Annotated in this window: 20 protein-coding genes; 1 reads left to right on the plus strand and 19 read right to left on the minus strand. The window is 55.2% G+C overall.

All coding sequences use genetic code 11. The features are described from left to right. Positions 1 to 5 precede the first annotated feature (5 nt). From PG1C_RS01225 to ubiB, 19 genes are all read right to left on the minus strand, one after another. Positions 6 to 1,451 (minus strand): RNA polymerase factor sigma-54, encoded by a 1,446-nt coding sequence (locus tag PG1C_RS01225; protein WP_202635638.1) that lies wholly within the window; start codon positions 1,449 to 1,451, stop codon positions 6 to 8. Next, positions 1,451 to 2,203: an LPS export ABC transporter ATP-binding protein gene (gene lptB / locus PG1C_RS01230; RefSeq protein ID WP_202635639.1), complete on the minus strand. Its 753-nt coding sequence runs from the start codon at positions 2,201 to 2,203 to the stop codon at positions 1,451 to 1,453. Before lptB ends, PG1C_RS01225 begins: the two co-directional genes overlap by 1 nt. Next, a complete protein-coding gene (locus PG1C_RS01235; protein WP_202635640.1) occupies positions 2,200 to 2,646 on the minus strand; it encodes a regulatory protein RecX in 447 nt (148 codons plus the stop codon). Before PG1C_RS01235 ends, lptB begins: the two co-directional genes overlap by 4 nt. Positions 2,647 to 2,652: 6 nt before the next feature. Next, positions 2,653 to 3,669, minus strand: coding sequence for a recombinase RecA (gene recA, locus PG1C_RS01240; protein ID WP_202635641.1), 1,017 nt, complete (start codon positions 3,667 to 3,669; stop codon positions 2,653 to 2,655). Between the two features lie 63 nt (positions 3,670 to 3,732). Continuing rightward, a complete protein-coding gene (locus tag PG1C_RS01245; protein ID WP_202635642.1) occupies positions 3,733 to 4,245 on the minus strand; it encodes a CinA family protein in 513 nt (170 codons plus the stop codon). 2 nt (positions 4,246 to 4,247) lie between these two features. Further along, positions 4,248 to 4,751 carry a phosphatidylglycerophosphatase A family protein gene (locus PG1C_RS01250; RefSeq protein WP_202635643.1) on the minus strand — a complete coding sequence of 168 codons (504 nt, stop codon included), beginning with the start codon at positions 4,749 to 4,751 and terminating at the stop codon, positions 4,248 to 4,250. A 17-nt stretch (positions 4,752 to 4,768) separates the two neighbouring features. Beyond that, entirely contained in the window at positions 4,769 to 5,731 is a 963-nt protein-coding gene (gene thiL / locus PG1C_RS01255) for a thiamine-phosphate kinase (protein WP_202635644.1), read from the minus strand. Positions 5,732 to 5,753: 22 nt separating this feature from the next. Then, a complete protein-coding gene (nusB, locus tag PG1C_RS01260; protein ID WP_202635645.1) occupies positions 5,754 to 6,188 on the minus strand; it encodes a transcription antitermination factor NusB in 435 nt (144 codons plus the stop codon). Next, the gene (gene ribH, locus PG1C_RS01265) at positions 6,188 to 6,643 is read right to left on the minus strand and encodes a 6,7-dimethyl-8-ribityllumazine synthase (RefSeq protein ID WP_414629211.1); all 456 of its coding nucleotides are present in this window, start codon (positions 6,641 to 6,643) and stop codon (positions 6,188 to 6,190) included. Before ribH ends, nusB begins: the two co-directional genes overlap by 1 nt. A gap of 45 nt (positions 6,644 to 6,688) precedes the next feature. Continuing rightward, positions 6,689 to 7,780: a bifunctional 3,4-dihydroxy-2-butanone-4-phosphate synthase/GTP cyclohydrolase II gene (gene ribBA / locus PG1C_RS01270; protein ID WP_202635647.1), complete on the minus strand. Its 1,092-nt coding sequence runs from the start codon at positions 7,778 to 7,780 to the stop codon at positions 6,689 to 6,691. A 39-nt stretch (positions 7,781 to 7,819) separates the two neighbouring features. Further along, entirely contained in the window at positions 7,820 to 8,434 is a 615-nt protein-coding gene (locus PG1C_RS01275; RefSeq protein ID WP_202635648.1) for a riboflavin synthase, read from the minus strand. A gap of 54 nt (positions 8,435 to 8,488) precedes the next feature. Next, positions 8,489 to 10,321: a protein-disulfide reductase DsbD gene (gene dsbD, locus PG1C_RS01280; RefSeq protein ID WP_202635649.1), complete on the minus strand. Its 1,833-nt coding sequence runs from the start codon at positions 10,319 to 10,321 to the stop codon at positions 8,489 to 8,491. After that, the gene (gene cutA, locus PG1C_RS01285) at positions 10,315 to 10,668 is read right to left on the minus strand and encodes a divalent-cation tolerance protein CutA (protein ID WP_202635650.1); all 354 of its coding nucleotides are present in this window, start codon (positions 10,666 to 10,668) and stop codon (positions 10,315 to 10,317) included. The genes dsbD and cutA overlap by 7 nt, the downstream gene beginning before the upstream one ends. 75 nt (positions 10,669 to 10,743) lie before the next feature. Continuing rightward, a complete protein-coding gene (locus PG1C_RS01290) occupies positions 10,744 to 11,088 on the minus strand; it encodes a nucleotide pyrophosphohydrolase (RefSeq protein ID WP_202635651.1) in 345 nt (114 codons plus the stop codon). Then, positions 11,072 to 12,130, minus strand: a complete 1,059-nt coding sequence (locus tag PG1C_RS01295; protein ID WP_237218241.1) for a VanZ family protein — start codon at positions 12,128 to 12,130, stop codon at positions 11,072 to 11,074. The genes PG1C_RS01290 and PG1C_RS01295 overlap by 17 nt, the downstream gene beginning before the upstream one ends. Next, complete coding sequence (locus PG1C_RS01300; protein ID WP_202635652.1) at positions 12,123 to 12,503, minus strand: hypothetical protein; 381 nt, start codon at positions 12,501 to 12,503, stop codon at positions 12,123 to 12,125. The genes PG1C_RS01295 and PG1C_RS01300 overlap by 8 nt, the downstream gene beginning before the upstream one ends. After that, positions 12,493 to 13,662: an IS4 family transposase gene (locus PG1C_RS01305; protein WP_202634501.1), complete on the minus strand. Its 1,170-nt coding sequence runs from the start codon at positions 13,660 to 13,662 to the stop codon at positions 12,493 to 12,495. Before PG1C_RS01305 ends, PG1C_RS01300 begins: the two co-directional genes overlap by 11 nt. Before the next feature lie 136 nt (positions 13,663 to 13,798). After that, entirely contained in the window at positions 13,799 to 14,980 is a 1,182-nt protein-coding gene (locus tag PG1C_RS01310; protein ID WP_237218242.1) for a high affinity choline transporter 1, read from the minus strand. Positions 14,981 to 15,029: 49 nt separating this feature from the next. Continuing rightward, on the minus strand, positions 15,030 to 16,523 hold the full coding sequence (gene ubiB / locus PG1C_RS01315; RefSeq protein ID WP_237218355.1) for a ubiquinone biosynthesis regulatory protein kinase UbiB: 1,494 nt from the start codon (positions 16,521 to 16,523) through the stop codon (positions 15,030 to 15,032). Between the two features lie 154 nt (positions 16,524 to 16,677). Here ubiB and argS point away from each other — a divergent pair, with 154 nt between their 5' ends. After that, positions 16,678 to 18,417 (plus strand): arginine--tRNA ligase, encoded by a 1,740-nt coding sequence (gene argS, locus PG1C_RS01320; RefSeq protein ID WP_202635653.1) that lies wholly within the window; start codon positions 16,678 to 16,680, stop codon positions 18,415 to 18,417. Positions 18,418 to 18,420 lie beyond the last annotated feature (3 nt).

The raw sequence follows: 18,420 nt of genomic DNA on the forward strand, positions 1-18,420 counted from the left end.
GTTACTCAGAGACTCTTTCTGAGATTGACGGGCGGGATGTGTAGCAATTCACGATACTTTGCTACGGTGCGGCGTGCTACGACGATCCCCTGCTCGCCGAGAATATCCGCAAGACGCGCATCCGAGAGCGGTTTTTTCCCATCCTCGGCGCTGACCAGCTGCTTGATCAGTGCGCGTATTGCGGTACTTGACGCCGCGCCGCCAGAATCTGTGGCGACATGGCTGCCAAAAAAGTATTTAAGCTCATAAACGCCCCGGGGGCTCGCCAGATATTTTTGGGTGGTCACTCGGGAAATGGTTGATTCATGCAAGTTGACGGCTTCCGCTATTTCGCGAAGAACTAACGGGCGCATGGCAACTGCACCATGGTCGAAGAAGGCGCGCTGACGATCGACAATGGCTTGCGATACACGCAAGATGGTATCAAAACGTTGCTGCACATTTTTAATCAGCCATTTGGCTTCTTGCAGCTGAGCCGCTAGCCCCGTTGAACTACCGGCACCATTGCCGGCCCCCCGCAAAATATCAGCATAGAGTTTGTTGATGCGCAGCCTTGGCATGGCCTCGTTGTTAAGCGTCACGATCCATTCCTTACGCACTTTTCTTACGGTGACATCGGGGATTACATAGCGGACATCCAGCGCAGAAAATTGCGAGCCGGGATGCGGGTTGAGTGAGCAAATGAGCTCTTGCGCTATGCGCAGATCGTCTTCTGAACAACGCAGGGATTTTTTGATGCGAGCGAAATCGTGTGCAGCCAAGTGATCCAGGTGGTTTTCAACAATGAGTAGCGCCAGCTGGCATTCCGGGGATGGCGGCAAATTCTTCAGTTGCAGAGTGAGGCATTCTTTAGCGCTGCGAGCGCCGACGCCAGATGGGTCAAAATTCTGTACGTGACGCAGTGCGCCAGCCAGTTCTTCGCGCAGTGTCTCATGATCGGTTTCGTCTGCAGGGAATAGCTCCAGCAAATCATCCAGTGATTGCACGAGATAGCCATCGTCATTAAGTGATTCGATCAGCAAAGCGGTGAGCATACGTTCGCGATCAGACAGAGGCGACATCATCAGCTGCGTGTTGAGGTGCTCTTGCAGGCTGATGCTGGCGGTTTGTGTTTCACCGCCATCGATGTCATCGTCGTTAGGGTCGCGCGGGCCAGTGCTGCTAGAAAACTCAGTGCCCCAGCCCTCTTCGCCGCCACCGCTAAATTCCGCAGGCTCTTCAAAGGGTTCATTCGCCTCAGGCGTTGTTGATGATGGCGTGGGGAGATCCAGCGCTGAGGTGTAGCTTTGTTGATCAGATTCGATACGTTCCAGCAAGGGATTTTCTTGCAGGGCTTGATCAATTTCTGCGTTGAGCTCAAGTGTCGAGAGTTGCAGCAGACGAATGGCCTGTTGCAACTGGGGTGTCAGCGTCAGATGCTGCGAGACTTTGAGCTGGAGTGACTGTTTCATCACATTCTGAAGTGCTCACCGAGATAAATGCGGCGCACGTTTTCATTATCAACAATCTCGGCAGGATGTCCAGCGGCCAACACCAAGCCCTCGTTAATGATGGTGGCGCGATCACAGATACCCAAGGTTTCACGTACATTGTGATCGGTAATCAAAACGCCAATGCCACGCTCTTTCAGAAAGCGAATGATGCTCTGAATATCGACTACGGCAATGGGATCAACGCCAGCAAAGGGTTCATCCAAAAGGATAAAACGTGGGCGGGTGGCTAACGCACGCGCTATTTCAACCCGCCGCCGTTCGCCACCAGAAAGAGAAATGGCCAGGCTTTTACGAATATGGGAAATGTGCAGTTCTTCTAGCAGAACTTCCAGTCGGTCATTGATTTCTTGTTTCGCAAGATTTTGCAGTTCAAGCACGGCACGGATATTTTCATCTACGGTGAGTTTTCTGAAAACCGAGTTTTCTTGTGGCAAATAAGAGAGACCGAGGCGCGCGCGTTGATGAATCGGCATATGGGTCAGACGGTTATGCTCCTCACCTCCGTTGTTATCAATCCGTATTTCGCCCCCATCGGCGGCGACCAAACCAACGACCATGTAAAAGCAGGTGGTTTTTCCCGCACCGTTAGGGCCGAGTAGACCAACGACTTCTCCAGCGGCGACTTCAAACGAAACATCCGTAACTACCGTGCGTGATTTATATTTTTTGCGCAGGTTATGCGCTGACAAGGTGGTTGCCACGGCTGTCATGCGTCGTCTTCTCCCAGAGGGGCTTTGAGCAAGCGCCGAATCGTGTCGTTGGCAAAGCCACGGCCTTGCAGAAAACGTGCTTGACGTGCCCATTCTTTGGCATTGGCTGGCGCCGTTGCAAACTTTCTGTTCCAGAGGCTGCGTGCTCGATCAAGATCGTCCGGCATATCGGCAACGGCGAGATGCGATTCGACCAAGTCGCGGTCAAGGCCTTTGGCCAGCATGTTTTGCCGCAAGCGCAATGTACCCAAGCGGGCAGCTTGGGCGCGTACATAGTTTTCCGCGAACCGGGCGTCGGATTGGAGATGACAAGCCTGGAGTTCAGCAATCACGGCGTTAATTTCTTCCTGTGTTCCGTGCGCCGCCAACTTATTGGCGAGTTCGGCGCGGGTATGCTCGCGTCGAGCGAGAAGCCTGATCGCCCGGCTGCGCAGCGCATTCAAATCGAATCACTCAGCCGGGGGGGCGCTTAATCCGGCAACACCGACGGCCGCGCGCACCTTGTTTTCAATTTCAGTGGCGAGATCGGCGCGTTCACGTAGAAAGTCACGTGCGTTGTCTTTGCCTTGGCCAATTTTCTCGCCGTTATAGGCATACCAGGCACCAGATTTTTCAACGATTTTGTGTTCAACACCCAGCTCGACGATTTCACCTTCGCGTGAAATACCTTCCCCGTAGAGAATGTCGAAATGTGCTTCGCGAAATGGCGGTGCCACCTTGTTCTTGACAACTTTGACGCGGGTTTCGTTGCCAATGACCTCGTCACCTTTTTTGATGGCACCGGTGCGACGGATATCCATCCGTACCGACGCGTAAAACTTGAGCGCATTGCCACCGGTGGTTGTTTCGGGGCTGCCAAACATGACGCCGATCTTCATGCGAATCTGATTGATGAAAATGACCAGCGTATTGGTGCGCTTGATGTTCGATGTCAGCTTGCGCAAGGCTTGCGACATCAACCGCGCTTGCAAGCCCGGCAGTTGATCACCCATTTCACCTTCGATTTCAGCGCGTGGCGTGAGCGCTGCGACTGAATCAATGACCACGAGATCCACGCTGCCGGAACGCACCAGCATGTCAGCGATTTCCAGCCCCTGTTCGCCTGTATCGGGTTGCGAGATCAGCATGTCGGGAACATTCACGCCCAGCTTGGCGGCATAGCCGGGGTCGAGTGCATTTTCTGCATCGATATACGCAGCAACACCCCCCGCTTTCTGAATTTCAGCGACCACGTGCAAACATAAGGTTGTTTTGCCGGAAGATTCAGGGCCGTAGATTTCAACGACGCGGCCACGCGGCAAGCCACCGATGCCCAAGGCAATGTCCAGCCCCAGCGAGCCTGTCGAGACGATTTGAATGTCGTCGCTGACATTGCCTTCGCCCATTTTCATGATGGAGCCCTTGCCGAACTGTTTTTCAATCTGGGCTAGTGCTGCCTGAAGTGCTTTGCTTTTATTTTCGTCCATGAGTTCTGTCCTAGAAGATGGTTTTGATTATGGCATGGATGGCATAGTTTTTGCCGACTTAGCTTACTTTGGGTTTTTAACTAATCGAGTAAACAATCCGTTGAGCGCATGAATCACGGCCTGTCGGCGAATGGCTTCACGATCACCTGAAAAAAACCGGGTTTCAGCAGATGCGGCCTCCCCTCTCCGACACCAGGCAAAACATACGGTGCCGACCGGCTTGGCGGCAGACCCGCCTGCCGGACCGGCAATGCCAGTAATTGCTAATGCGTGAGACGCGGCAGAGTGTGTCAAGGCGCCTATGGCCATTTCTCGCGCTGTGGCCTCACTGACCGCCCCGTGGGTGATAAGGGTATGTTCTTGTACACCCAGCACGTCACTTTTGGCGGCGTTGGAATAGGTGACAAACCCGCGATCGAACCATGATGAGCTGCCTGCCGTATGTGTAATGACTTGCGCTGCCCAGCCGCCAGTACAGGATTCTGCCGTGGCAATAGTAGCGATACGCGGCGAGTGTGGATAGCTTGTGGCGGCTTGGCCAATGGCGCGGGACAAGGCAACAAGATCGGCATCCATGGCTAGTGCCCCAGGGCGTCCAATAGCGCCTTGGCCACAGCGAGGGTCAGTACGGTGTAGCCTGCCGCAATGACGTCGTCCATCATTACCCCGAATCCATTTTTAACGTGGGTATCGAAATAGCGTGCGGGCTGGGGTTTGACGACATCATAAAAACGGAAGCTTAGAAAAGCCGCTAATTGCCACCAAAAACCAGCGGGCGTGAATAGCAGGACGGCCCAGAACGGCACAATTTCATCCCACACAATGGCCCCGTGATCGACCACACCGAGATCGCGGCCCGTGGTGTGGCAGGCAGAAACGCCGATCACGAAGGCTAATAAAAGAAATAACCCAAATAGGAGATCGCTTGGCATTTGCCCGCGCAGCAGGGCGTAGGTGATCCAGGCAAAAGCGGTTCCCGCCGTACCGGGGGCAAAACCGGAAAGCCCGCTACCGAAGCCGCAGGCGACGAGATGTGCGGGGTGCTGAAAAAGAAATTTAAACGGCGGAGCGGGAAGGAACATGAGCGGTAAAAAAGAAATTAAAGAAAGTGGTCAAAACCGTGGCGCGCTGGGGTAATGGGTAAGCCCTGATCGTCGTGAAGAACAAACGTACCTGGCGTGCCTGATGTATTGGGTGTAATAACGCCAATGCAGGTGAGCGGTAAATCCAGTTCGACAGCCAATGTGGCCATGAAGGGGTGGTGTGTTGCGGGAAGCGTGAATATCAGTTCGTAATCATCGCCCCCCGAAAGATAACAATCGCGCGCTAATCCGGCGGGCGGCAGATGCGGTATATGGAGCTTTGCTGCGCAGTGTGAGGCTGTCAGGATGTGCACGAGATCAGCCAGTAAGCCGTCAGAAACGTCAATCGCAGCGCTGGCTAAGCCGCGCAGTGCCAGGCCAAGGGCAACGCGTGGTTGCGGGCGATGCAGCGCGGCCAGGCATTGACCAAGCTGCGGTTCGGTAAGGGATGCCCGACTTTGTAAATGAGCCAAACCCAGGGCCGCACGCCCCGGCGTGCCAGAGATCCAAATCGAATCGCCCACTCGCGCACCACTGCGCAGCAGTGCTTTTCCTCGAGGGACCTCACCCATAATCGTGACGCAAAAAGCACGTGGGCCACGGGTGGTGTCGCCGCCGATGAGATCGATTTTGAATGCATCGGCGCAGGCAAAAAAGCCACGCGAAAAAGCATCGAGCCAGTCAAAAGGCTTGAGTCCGTCACTGGCCGGTGCTGGCAATGCGGCGGCAAGCATCGCCCAGCGCGGCATAGCTCCCATGGCGGCCATATCGGAGACATTGACGGCGAGGGTTTTCCAGCCGAGGTCAAAAGGCGCGGTGTCGCTAAGAAAATGCGTGCCTTCCACGAGCAGATCGGTCGAGATGACGAGCTCACAACCGGGTGTCGGGGCAATCAACGCCCCATCATCACCCGCGCCAAGCAGCGTTTGTCGCGTCGGGCGAACAAAAAACCGGCGGATCAGGTCAAATTCAGAGGGCATGAGAAATTCCTCTGCGTACGGGTTAGCGCGGTTGAACCTCAACTGTGCGCAATACCGCAGCCATTTTGTCCAGCACACCATTCACGAACTTGTGCCCATCGGTGCCGCCAAAGGTTTTGGTGAGTTCAACGCATTCATTGATGATGACGCGATAAGGAGTTTCCGGATGGAAACGAAATTCACAGGCACCCAAGAGCAGCACGCTACGTTCGATGGGCGAGATTTCATTCCATGGGCGGGCGATATGCGGTGTTATATCGGCTTGCAATGTCTCCGCTTGAGCCAACGTTTCATGCAGCAGCCGAAGGTAGAGCTCGTTATCCGCTTTGTGAAAGCCGGCCACACTTTCGGCCTGCACTTGAATGGCGGCTTCATCCTGGCCGCCAACCTGTCTTTGGTACAAGCCCTGGACCGCGAACTCGCGCGCCCGATGTCGTGCTGAATTGCTGCTGCTCATTATTTTTTTACCGCACGTAGCAACTGCGCCATTTCAATAGCGGCAGCCGCCGCTTCTGTGCCCTTTTGCACCATGCGCACCAGTGCTTGATCATCATTTTCTGTGGTCAGCACGGCATTGGCAATCGGGATGCCGGTGTTCAGTTGCACATCGGTGATACCACGGGCGGATTCGTTGGCAACAATTTCAAAATGATAAGTTTCGCCACGAATGACGGCGCCCAGGGCGACCAGCGCATCGAAGTTTCCGCTTTGGGCAAGCGCTTGCAGCGCCAAGGGAATCTCCAGCGCGCCGGGGACCGTGACATAGGTGATGTCCGTGTCTGCAACCTGCATCTGCGCAAGTCCGGCCAGGCACCCTGAGCGCAAACCGTCGCCAATGGGTTCGTTAAAGCGGCTTTGCACGATGCCAATGCGCAAGCCGCGACCGTTCGGTTGGGGTTCTATTTCATGAATGCGCATCGTGCGAGTCTCGATTAACTTGGCTTTTTAATTGTTTTATCAGGGGGCGAAATAACCACAGATTTCCAGGCCGAAACCGGCCATGCTGGGCATTTTTCGCGGGTTGGACATCAGGCGCATTTTGCCCACGCCCAAGTCGCGCAGAATTTGCGCGCCGATGCCATACAAGCGCGGGTCCCACTTGGCGACCGTTTTGCGGGCGACCGCATCAACCTGCAGCGCCGTGAGCATGTCGCGAGTGGATTCGGCATGATGCAGCATGACCACAACACCTCGGTCTGCGACAGCAATCTGGCGCAAGGCAAAATCGATGCTGAAACTGTGGCGGGTATTTTGTACGCCAAGAAAATCCAGTACAGAAACCGCCTCATGCACACGCACCAGGGTTTCCTGATCGGCGCTAATCTCCCCATGAGAGAGCGCCAGATGCGAGTCGCCACTGGTTTTGTCGACAAAGGCACGCAGCCTGAACGTACCCTGAGCACAGGTGATTTCTTTATCAGCAACGCATTCAATCAGTGTTTCAGTTTCTGAACGGTAATGGATCAAATCGCGAATGGTGCCAATTTTGAGCTGATGCTGGGCCGCGAATTCAAGTAGATCAGGCAACCGCGCCATGCTGCCATCATCCTTGAGAATTTCACAGATAACAGCTGCGGCCTCGCAGCCAGCCATTTGTGCCAGATCGCAACCGGCTTCGGTGTGACCTGCGCGAACCAGCACGCCGCCGGGCTGGGCGGCGATCGGGAAAATATGGCCCGGTTGAACAATATCTTCAGCGCAGGCGTTTTTGGCGACAGCCACTTGCACTGTGCGGGCGCGGTCGTGGGCTGAAATACCGGTGGTGACACCCGTTGCCGCTTCGATCGAGGTGGTAAAAGCCGTGCTGAACATGCTTTTATTGTTGCGCGTCATGGGCGACAGGCCCAGTTGCTGGCAGCGCGCTTCGGTGAGTGTCAAGCAGACCAGGCCGCGTGCATGCTTGACCATGAAGTTGATCATTTCAGGCGTGATGTGTTGCGCAGCGCAAACAAGATCGCCTTCGTTTTCACGATCTTCTTCGTCGACAAGAATCACCATATGGCCAGCGCGAATCTCGGCAATGATGTCCTGGGTAGGGCTAATGTTCATGGCAAAAGGTCAAAAAGTGCAGCAGGAAAGGTACGTATTCTACGCCGCAGCGCTAGCGATAAGTATCCGCTCCACATACCGTGCGATGAGGTCAACCTCAAGATTCACGCGGCTGCCCACACGCAGATGATGCAGGGTGGTCATGGCCATGGTGTGCGGTATCAGGTTGATCGAAAAGTCGGCGTTGGTAATACGGTTCGTGGTGAGCGAGACGCCATTGACGGTGATCGAGCCTTTGGGAGCGATGGTTTTCGCCAGATCATGCGGGGCGCGAATGACCAGCTCGTGCGATTCGCCCACGGGCGTGAGCCGGATGACTTCACCTACGCCATCCACATGGCCTGCGACCAAATGGCCACCCAGCCGATCGGCCAGGCGGAGCGCTTTTTCAAGGTTGACTTCATTGGCGCCACCCACGCCACCCACGCCATCCAGGCCCACCGTGCAATCCAGCGTTTCACGCGACACATCCACTTGATAAGTGGTGCTCTCTTTACTAATGACCGTGAGGCAGACCCCATTGTGGGCAATGGAGTCCCCCAGCGCAACGTCCGAAAGATCCAGCGCGGGGGCTTGAATCGTCAGGCGCAGCCCTGTCTCAAGCGGGGTGATCTGGGTAATGGTGCCGATGGCGGAAATAATGCCGGTAAACATAGCGGGTTCGCGATTGAATAAATGAAATGAAATAAATGGTCAGTGAATTAATGCTCAGTGCGCAGCGCGTTCAAGTTGCTGCAGAAACTGTTCAGCGTTTTGAAATCCGACAACACGCTGGCCAAGTTTTTCGTGGCCCTGGGCGTCAAAGAAAATAATGCCCGGCGGTCCGAACAAACCAAATCGAGCAAGCAGCGCACGATCGGCGGCGTTATTAGCGGTGACATCGGCTTGCAGTAGAACAAAGTCGTGCATGCGTTTTGCCACGTCAGCCTGCGCAAACGTAAAGCGCTGCATTTCTTTGCAGCTAATGCACCACTCGGCCGAAAAGTCGAGCATCACGGGTTTTTTTGTTGCTTGTAATTGTGCGTCGAGCTCATCGAGCGTACTGACTTTGGTAAAACTCGGCGCTCGTGATACGGCAGTGAGGGCGGATGAATCCTGTGCGGCGCTGCGGCGCAAAAAATCTAACGGTTGCAAAGGGTCTTGACTGCCGCCCAGCACGCCCAGTAGCATCGCTACGCCACCGCATAAAAGCACAACCCCTAAACCTTTCCCTAAGCGGTGCACGCCGTGCGCATGTGCAGGCAAGGGGTCAAGGGCCGACAAAAATACAGAAGGAATAATCAACAGTAACGCCCAGCCCAGCATGGATAGCCACACGGGTAGGACAGGGGATGCCAACCACAACGCGGTGGCCAGCATGAGTAGGCCAAAAAACTTTTTCACCCCTTCCATCCACGGCCCTGATTTTGGCAACAAGGAGCGCGAGAAGGTGCCTACCAGCAATAGCGGCGCGCCCATACCCAGCGCCAGAGAAAAGAGCGCGGCACCGCCGAGCAGGGCATCCCCTGTTTGGGCGATGTACAGCAATGCGCCCGCCAAAGGGGCGGCAACACAGGGGCCGACGATTAATGCGGATAACGCGCCCATAAGGGCGATAGCCCAGGGCGACCCACCCTGCCTGTTGGCAGTGTCGGCAAGCCGACTTTGCAGGGCGGCGGGTAGCTGCAATTCGTAAAAGCCAAACATTGAAAACGCCAGCACGACGAAGACCAACGCAAAGCCACCGAGCACCCAGATATTTTGTAACGCGCTGGTGAGCAGTGTGCCGGAAAATCCCGCCGCCACGCCTGCGGCGGCATAGGTGATGGCCATGCCTAACACATAGGCCATCGATAGCATGAATGCCCGCCCGTGGCTGACCGCATGCCCGTGATTCACAATCATGCCGGACAGAATCGGGATCATCGGAAATACACAGGGCGTGAGTGACAGCAGCAAGCCAAAACCAAAAAAGCTGAGCACGATAAGCGACCAATGACCCCCTGTTAGCAAGCGGGCGATGCGTGAGCTTTCATCGCCTGTGGGGGCGTTGCGGGTTGTTGTGGAAGGCGGCGAGGTGGACGCGCCAGCAACCGCTTGCGGCAGGGTGATCTGTGCGGTATAGGTTTGTGGCGGATAGCAGATGCCACCATCCCAGCACCCTTGGGCGACCGCCTGCAAGGTAATGGTGTGTGGTGTATCGGCATTAGTTGTGGCGGTGAGCGGCAGGCGAACAGTGACTTCCTGGCGATAGATTTCGACTGCGCCGAACAGGTCATCTTGTTTCATTTTTCCTGGAGGCAATTGCGCTATGCCGAGCTCGCCAGCGGAGGCGCTACGGGTTTTCTCACCGACTGGATCTGCCATGAGGCGAAAAGAAAACTTGTTGCGGTAGAGATAATAGCCGTCCGCAATCTGCCAGCGGGCTTCTAGTGTGTGCGCATCCAGCGCGCGTGCCGAGAAGATAAATGCTTGCGCTGGCGATAGGGGTTCAGCGGCGAAGCTCACCCCACTGAGACTGATAATGGTGAGCAAAAAAAGCCGCAGGGCGCGTATCAGCATGTGGTGTCCTCAGAAAGCGTTGCGCGATTGATCCAGGCTAAATAATCCGGCAGACCCTGCGTGACGGGAAGGGCAATAATTTCTGGCAGCGTATAGGGGTGACGGGCGCGTAGAGCGGCTTCAAGCTGGGCATAGCGTGCCGCCGTGGTTTTGATAATGAGTGGGGTTTCGCTGGCTTGTTCAATGCGATTCTGCCAGCGGTAGACGGATTGAGCAGAGGGCAGAATAGTGATGCATGCAGCCAGATGCTCGGCCACCAATTCAGCCGCCAAGGCCTCTGCGCTGGGATGGTCAGGCAGGGTCGTTAAGACGAGCAGTACTTGAGCTGGGTTTTGAACAGAATTCATCGGCTTATTCTACCTTTGCTCAATTTCTTGCAGGCTGCTTGCAAACGAATGTTAAGGAGGAGTATGCGTTGCTGCTTACGAGTGACCCTTGGGCGTGGGTTCGGTAACCGGATATTTGCGGGCGTTCTTGACAATTTTTTCTCGCGCGGCGGCGAGCGGGTCGATATCCAGTACATCCGCTAACTGAACGAGATACATCAGGACATCGGCGATTTCATCGGCCACAGCGGCTTTTTTCTCGGGCGTGAGGGCTTGGCTTTCTTCAGCGGTTGTCCACTGAAAGTGTTCGACAATTTCAGCCGCTTCTTTAATCAGCGCCATGCTCAGATTTTTAGGCGTGTGAAAAGGCTGCCACTGACGTGCGGCACAAAAGGCACGGAGGGCGTCACGCAGGCTGGTGACATCAGTGATGGCGGACATACGTTCGGTGGAATGCAAACCAGGGTAAGGCCAGATAGGGCCACAGTAAGGTAATGAAATGGGTGAGGCCGTGAAAGTTGAGAAACTGACCCGGATTCCAGACGTTCTGTAAATTTTCAAGATACGGATTAATGGGCGCAAGGTTAACCATCACGCTGGCGGTGAGCAAAGCTAATGCAGCCAGCAGGCGTTGCCAGGTCAGCGGCAACGCCAATGCCGCGAGCCACAATAAACCACCGGCTAAAGACCCGAGAAGCGCGCCAGGGGTTGCCCAGGCAAGCGCTGTTTGGGGGTGCATCATCAGCGCAAAGGCGAGTGATTTTGCCGCGAGGCCGACGGCCAGTAACAGCAAAGGAAAAACTCGGCGCTGGTGATACGGCGCGATGAGGCTTGCCATCAGCAGCGCAGCGAGCAGGCCGCTGGCGGCAATCAGGCTTTCAATGCGCACAAAGCCAGCGGCGCTAAAGGTCTGTGTGCTGGGTAGCGGCAGGAGACTGCGCAGATCGCCAGCGCCAAACAGCAATGTTGTTGGGTCAAGCTGAGTCAGCAGCCACAAACCCACGAGCACGAGCCCCATTTCCACACTTTGTCCGTGATCTGGCCAATGGGTATGCCGCAGGTTGTCGATCAGCTGCCGGCGCCAGAGTGCGCCTGGCAATGCGCCAATTAAAGCGCCGCAGGTGTTACCCGCAAGATCGAGATTGGAGGCCACTCGGCTGGGTAAATAATTTTGCATAAACTCCAGCAGAAAACTCAATGCCGACGCTGCGAGCACGGCTATCCACCAGGCGTGTTTTGTGGCAACCCGAGGGCGCAACGCCGTGGCGAGAAAAAATCCCAAAGGGATATAAGCCGCCACATTGATCAGTAGATCAAAGGTAGTGGTGTAGCGCGGCCAACCCGCAAAGAAAAAATCGAAAGGTGACGCGCCAGTGCTATGCCAACCGGTGAGCGGGTAAAGGCTGGCATAGACGATCAGTACCGCATACCCCAGGCTGAGATAAAGCAATAGCGGCGTATGGTGTGTATGGTATTTAGTCACGCACTTTTCCATGCAGGTGTATGCCATGCGCTGGGTGTAAATCAGCGACATGATGTGTCTGTGCGGCAGCGTGATGTCCATGACGCAACGCATCATGGATGGCGGCATCGTGGTGCATGAGCTGCGGCAGCAGTGAGCCAATGACCATGCCCAGGGTACTGGCGAGTAAACCCGCAAACTGGGCGGGAACCAAGGGGTCGGTCGGCCCGAAAACGAGTAATGCCAGCCAGGTGGCCAAGCCAAGAAAAATAGCCGTTGCTGCCCCTTGGTTAGTTGCGCGCCGCCAGTAAATACCAGCCACCATAGGAACAAAAGCGGTCACCAGCGTTATCTGGTACGCATTCTCGACCACTAGTGTCCGGTTAAAAATCAAATAGAATCATTTGGTTATTGGGTAATGGCGCAATGACTCCAGTAGTGTCTGGCTGCAAGGCGCATGAAATATGGGTTTTCTCGAAAATCGAGACCGACAATATCTGTAACAAAGTGTAGAGCGAGGCATTGAGATGGAGCTCTTTCTTGACGATAGCGATCAGCACGTAGGTGGAAACGGCGCACCAGATTTGCGTCTTCACCGCGTTCTCGCTGGTTCCCAGAAAGCGCTTGATGCGCAGGTGTTGCTTGATCCATTTGAAGAACAGCTCTACCTGCCAGCGGCTCTTGTACAGCGCGGCAATGGTCAACGGCGGCAACGTTGTGTTGTTGGTCAGAAACACCAACGTTTTGCCCGAATCGGGGTCTTTGAATCGGATGCGCCGCAAATGCTCTGGGTAGTCCTTGGACACGTAAAACCCGTTGAGCCGAATCGCCTGATCGCAGATCACACCGGTGCTTCGGTCGGTCTTGGTCGAGTAAACCCGATGGGCATCCATGCCGCGTTTGGCGCGGGTCACAAAGAACGCGCCGGCCTGATGTATCTTGAAGAGCCGGTCGAAGTCCACGTAACCCCGATCCATCACGTAAAACGCACCCGCTTCGATGGGCAAGATGTCGAGCACTTTGACATCGCCCATCTTGCCATCGCTGATGTGGATGAAGGCCGGGATCGCCCCGCGCAAGTCCAGCAGCGTGTGCATCTTCACCGCCGCCTTGGTGCTGCGAAACGGAGCCCAATCGAACAGGCTCAAACACAAGTCGATGGTGGTCGAGTCCAGCGCGTAGACCGTCGCATCGAGTTCCAGTCCCGTTGGTTCTGCGGCGTAGAGGTTCCTGGCTCGCACGATCAAGCGCATCGCAAGCGCGTGATAAATGTGCCAGTCCCGCTGATTCAGCGCATCCGAGAGAGTCGATCGTGCGGGTATGCTGCTCAAACCCATGTGAAACAGCTTGGATTGATTGGATGCCAGGCAGACCTCGATGTCGCGCAAAGACTCGCGCCACGTCAATTGCGAGAATGCCATCACGCGAAACAGGTCGGCGCAACCCAAAGTGCGCACACCCGCATCGCCGCCATGACGGTCGATGATGCGCCCGAAGGTCTTCCACGGCACATACTCCATGACTTGCGCAAACAGCGTCTTGCCCACGTTCATACGTCACCCCAAGCTCTCCAAACCCGGAATGATCGCAAATGCGCAAGATGAAATTCAAATCGTGGACACCCATGAATCGCTTGAAACCCTTATCATTGTTGGCGTTGCCGTCGGTACGTCTCAATTTAACCGGACACTAGTGATTCTCGACCATTTTGAAAATACTGGCTTTGGAGTTCACCGCATACAGCGTCACCAGTAGCGTAAATATCAGGGTGACAGCGCGCATGGCAAAGAGCAACTTGCGATCAGACATGCCGCCAACCAGCGGTTTGATAATGTTTTCAGTGAACGTGACTGATGGCGCCAGCAAGGTAGCCGAAGCGCAACTTTTAATGGCTGACAACAAGGCACCAAAAAACATGATTTGCGCGATGAGCGGGGCCTTTTCCAGTACCAGCCGGGGGAGAATCATTTGCGGATCGGTGTCAATCAGTTCAGTGACCATCTCTGGGCTGATGAGCGTTGCCGAATAGGCAAGAAACATGGGTACAAAGGCAAACAGAAAGTAAAGGCCACCGCCCAACACGGCGCCCCAGATAGCAATTTTTTCGGTGCGTGAAGATTGCACGCGCTGAAATACATCCTGCTGTGGAATCGAGCCGAACATCATGGTGACCCAAGCGGCAGTGAAGGCGAGAATTTCTTTTACGTCCAGCGCGGGCCAAAGATTGAGCATGCCGGCGTTGGCGGCATGCTCAATCACTATGCCAACCCCGCCCACCATGCCGCTGACCTCGCCGCCTATCCACAGCATGCCGATGACGATGATGATCATTTGCAGGAAGTCGGTAATCGCCACCGCCCACATGCCGCCGAACAGGGTGTAGATGAGTATGGTGGATGAGCCTATCCACATCCCGGTGATGCGACTGATTTCGCCTTCCGAGAGCACATTAAAAACCAGGCCCAGCGCCGTGATTTGCGCACCCACCCAGCCCAGGTAAGAGATGACGATGGCTAAGGTAGTGGCTGTTTCAACCGTGCGACCAAAACGTTTGCGATAAAAATCACCCACGGTTAAAAGGTTCATGCGATAGAGCGGCGCGGCGAAAAACAGGCCGACTAAAATCAGGCACATCGAGGCGCCAAAAGGATCTGCCACAATCCCGTGCATCCCTTCTTTGAGAAAGGTCGCCGGAATGCCGAGCACTGTTTCTGCGCCAAACCAGGTAGCAAAAACGGTGGCGGTCACAACGTAAAAGGGTAGATGGCGCCCCGCAATGGCAAAGTCGCGCGCATTGTGCACGCGCGTTCCCGCATACAGGCCGATGCCGACCGAGATAATCCAATAGGCAATGACAAACCAGAACAACATGCGTCTCGTCTCCTTCAGAACTTTAGTTCATACGTGGTTCATGCGCGGCTCATCCCAAGCGCATGAGTAGCGCAACCGATAGGCCGCCTAAAAACAGTGTGAATAATATGCTGATGACCAGCAACCAGCGGGTTTGGGTGACTTTGGCGCGTAACTCTGCGAGCTCAGTGCGCACCTCGGCATGGCGATCCACACTGAGCGCTTGATGCGCTAGCCGGGGCAGCGCGGGTAGCAGGGAAACCCAGGCAGGCGCTTCACGTTTCAGTTGATTGCGCAGGCCACGCCAGCCAATTTGCTCACTCATCCAGCGCTCGAGAAAAGGCTTGGCGGTTTTCCATAGGTCAAGATCAGGATCAAGCTGGCGGCCAAGACCTTCAATATTCAGCAGCGTTTTTTGTAGCAGCACCAACTGAGGTTGTATTTCGACATTGAAGCGGCGTGAGGTCTGGAATAGACGCAACAACACGCGGCCGAAAGAAATGTCTTTCAAGGGGCGATCAAAAATAGGTTCGCAAACGGCGCGAATGGCTGACTCGAATTCATCAATCCGGGTTGCTTTGGGTGCCCAGCCAGATTCCACATGGACTTCGGCTACCCGTTTGTAATCGCGCCGAAAAAATGCCAAAAAGTTTTGTGCCAGGTAGTTTTTGTCGATATCGGTCAGTGTCCCGACAATGCCGAAATCAAGCGCAATATAGCGGCCTTTGGTAGCGCCATCGAGGGCAACAAAAATGTTGCCCGGATGCATGTCGGCATGAAAAAATCCGTCGCGAAATACCTGTGTGAAGAAAATTTCAACCCCGGCACGTGCCAGTTGTGGAATATCCACGCCCGCATCCCGTAACGCGTCAGTTTGCGAAATGGGCAGGCCATGCATGCGTTCCATGACCATCACGTTTTGCGTGCACCAGTCCCAATAAACCTCAGGCACGATCAGCAGCGGGGAGTTGGCAAAATTGCGCCGCAGCTGCGAGCAATTCGCCGCTTCCCGCATCAGGTCAAGCTCATCATGCAAATACTTGTCGAACTCGGCAACGACTTGTTGCGGTTTGAGCCGACGCGCATCCGCCCAGAGTTTTTCCAACCAGATCGCCGCCATTTCGAGCAGCGCCATATCGTGATCAATAACCCGCCGAATACCCGGACGAAGTATTTTCACCGCCACCTCACGGCTATTCGGCAGCGTTGCAAAATGGACTTGGGCCACAGAAGCGGAAGCCACGGGCTCCGGGCTAAATGCCAGAAATACTTGGTCCACGGGTTTGCCGTAGGCGGCTTCCAGCTCAGCGATTGCCAGCGCGGAAGCGAAGGGGGGCACCTGGTCCTGCAGCTTGGCGAGCTCATCTGCCAGATCAACGGGGACAAGGTCACGGCGGGTGGAGAGCATCTGGCCGAATTTGACGAAGATTGGGCCCAGGGCTTCCAGCGCCTCACGCAGCCGTTGGCCACGTGGCGCAGAAAGATCACGCCAGAACAGTAGTTTTTGCAGTGACCAGGCAATTCGCCCCCAGACACCAAAGACATTCTCGTTGTCGAGGATCATGCGGTCCAGGCCGTAAAGGTAGACCACGCGTGCAATACGAAAGAGACGGAAGAGACGGAAGAGTCGAAGGATGCGCACGGCTAAGAGCAGACGTTCAGGAAACGGGAAGTATAATTCAGCGCTCGCCTCGTTTAATTTAATGCCTGTCTTTCCTATGCCGTCCGCAACCCAACCGACCCTCCGTCAGCACCTCACTGATTTGTTACGCACCGCCCTGCAGAGCGTAGCGCCCGAGCAATGGGATGTCGATATCCTCCTCGAACGCCCCAAGCAAGCGAGTCATGGCGACTTCGCCAGTAGTCTGGCGCTGCAATTGGCGCGCAGCTTGAAGACTGATCCGCGCCAGGTTGCGGAGCGTTTGATGCAGGTATTACCTGCATCCCCTTTTGTTGAAAAGGCTGAAATTGCCGGGGCGGGCTTTATTAATTTCACCCTCACGCCTGGCGCACGTACGGCGGTTGTGCCGACGATTATTTTAGAAGGGGCGAATTTTGGTCGCGCGCCGGCAATCGGATGTCGGTTACAGGTTGAATTCGTCTCGGCTAATCCCACAGGGCCCTTGCATGTCGGGCATGGTCGAGGGGCGGCGTATGGTGCCAGCCTTTCCTCGTTGCTGGCATTTGCCGGCTATGATGTGAGCCGTGAATATTATGTGAATGACGCGGGGCGACAGATGGATATTCTGGCTGTCTCCACCTGGCTGCGCTACTTGGCGATCTATGGCGAAGACACCCCTTTCCCGCCGAATGCGTATCAAGGTGACTATGTGTTTGAGATGGCCGAGCAGATCAAGGCGGCGCAGGCCGGCAAACATGTTCACCCGGCCGCAGCGGTCATGGCGGGTGTGCCCGAAACGGATGATCTGGATGAACGGCTGGATGCCTTCATCGTGGTGGGCAAAAAGTTACTGGGTGAGGGATGGCGCACCATTCACCAGCATGTGCTCAATGAACAGCTCACCGATTGCCGCGCGGACCTGGAAGAATTTGGCGTGCATTTTGATGTCTGGTTTTCTGAGCGCAGCCTTTACGATTCCGGCCAGGTTGCCAAAGTGATCGAGACGCTTGCCGCGAATGATCACATCTATGAGCAGGATGGCGCGCTGTGGTTTCGCTCCACTGCGTTTGGTGACGAAAAAGATCGCGTCGTGCGCCGTGACAATGGCATTTACACTTATTTTGCTTCCGATATCGCCTATCACCTGAACAAGTTTTCGCGTGGTTTTGACAAACTCGTCGATGTCTGGGGGGCGGACCATCACGGCTACATCGCGCGTGTTAAAGGCGCGCTGACCGCGACAGGTGCGGACGCCAGCCGGCTGGATGTCGCCTTGGTGCAGTTCGTGAGTTTGTTTCGCAATGGCGAAAAGGCATCCATGTCTACCCGCTCTGGCGAATACGTCACCTTGCGCCAGTTACGCAGTGAAGTCGGTAATGACGCCTGCCGCTTTTTTTATATGCTGCGCAAATGCGATCAGGCGCTGGATTTTGATCTTGATCTGGCCAAAAGCCAGAGCAATGACAACCCGGTGTATTACGTGCAATACGCGCATGCCCGCATTTGCTCGGTTTTAGCGCAATGGACAGGCGATGTAGCACAGCTGGCAACGGCTGATTTGAGCCCCTTGACGCATGAGCGTGAAATTGCTTTATGCCGGCGCTTGGCCGAGTTCCCTGAATTGATTCAAAACGCAGCGCGTGATTACGCACCACATTCGCTGGCGTTTTACCTTAAAGATCTGGCGGCTGATTTTCACGGCTGGTATAACGCCGAACGTGTACTCGTCGATAATGAGTTCATTTGTCACGCACGGCTTGCCCTCGCGCTCGCTACCCGGCAGGTGCTGCAAAATGGCCTGTCGCTTCTTGGTGTTTCGCAACCTGAAAGTATGTGATCT

It is taken from the genome of Rugosibacter aromaticivorans (assembly GCF_000934545.1).
In the GTDB taxonomy this organism is placed as follows: Bacteria; Pseudomonadota; Gammaproteobacteria; order Burkholderiales; family Rhodocyclaceae; genus Rugosibacter; species Rugosibacter aromaticivorans.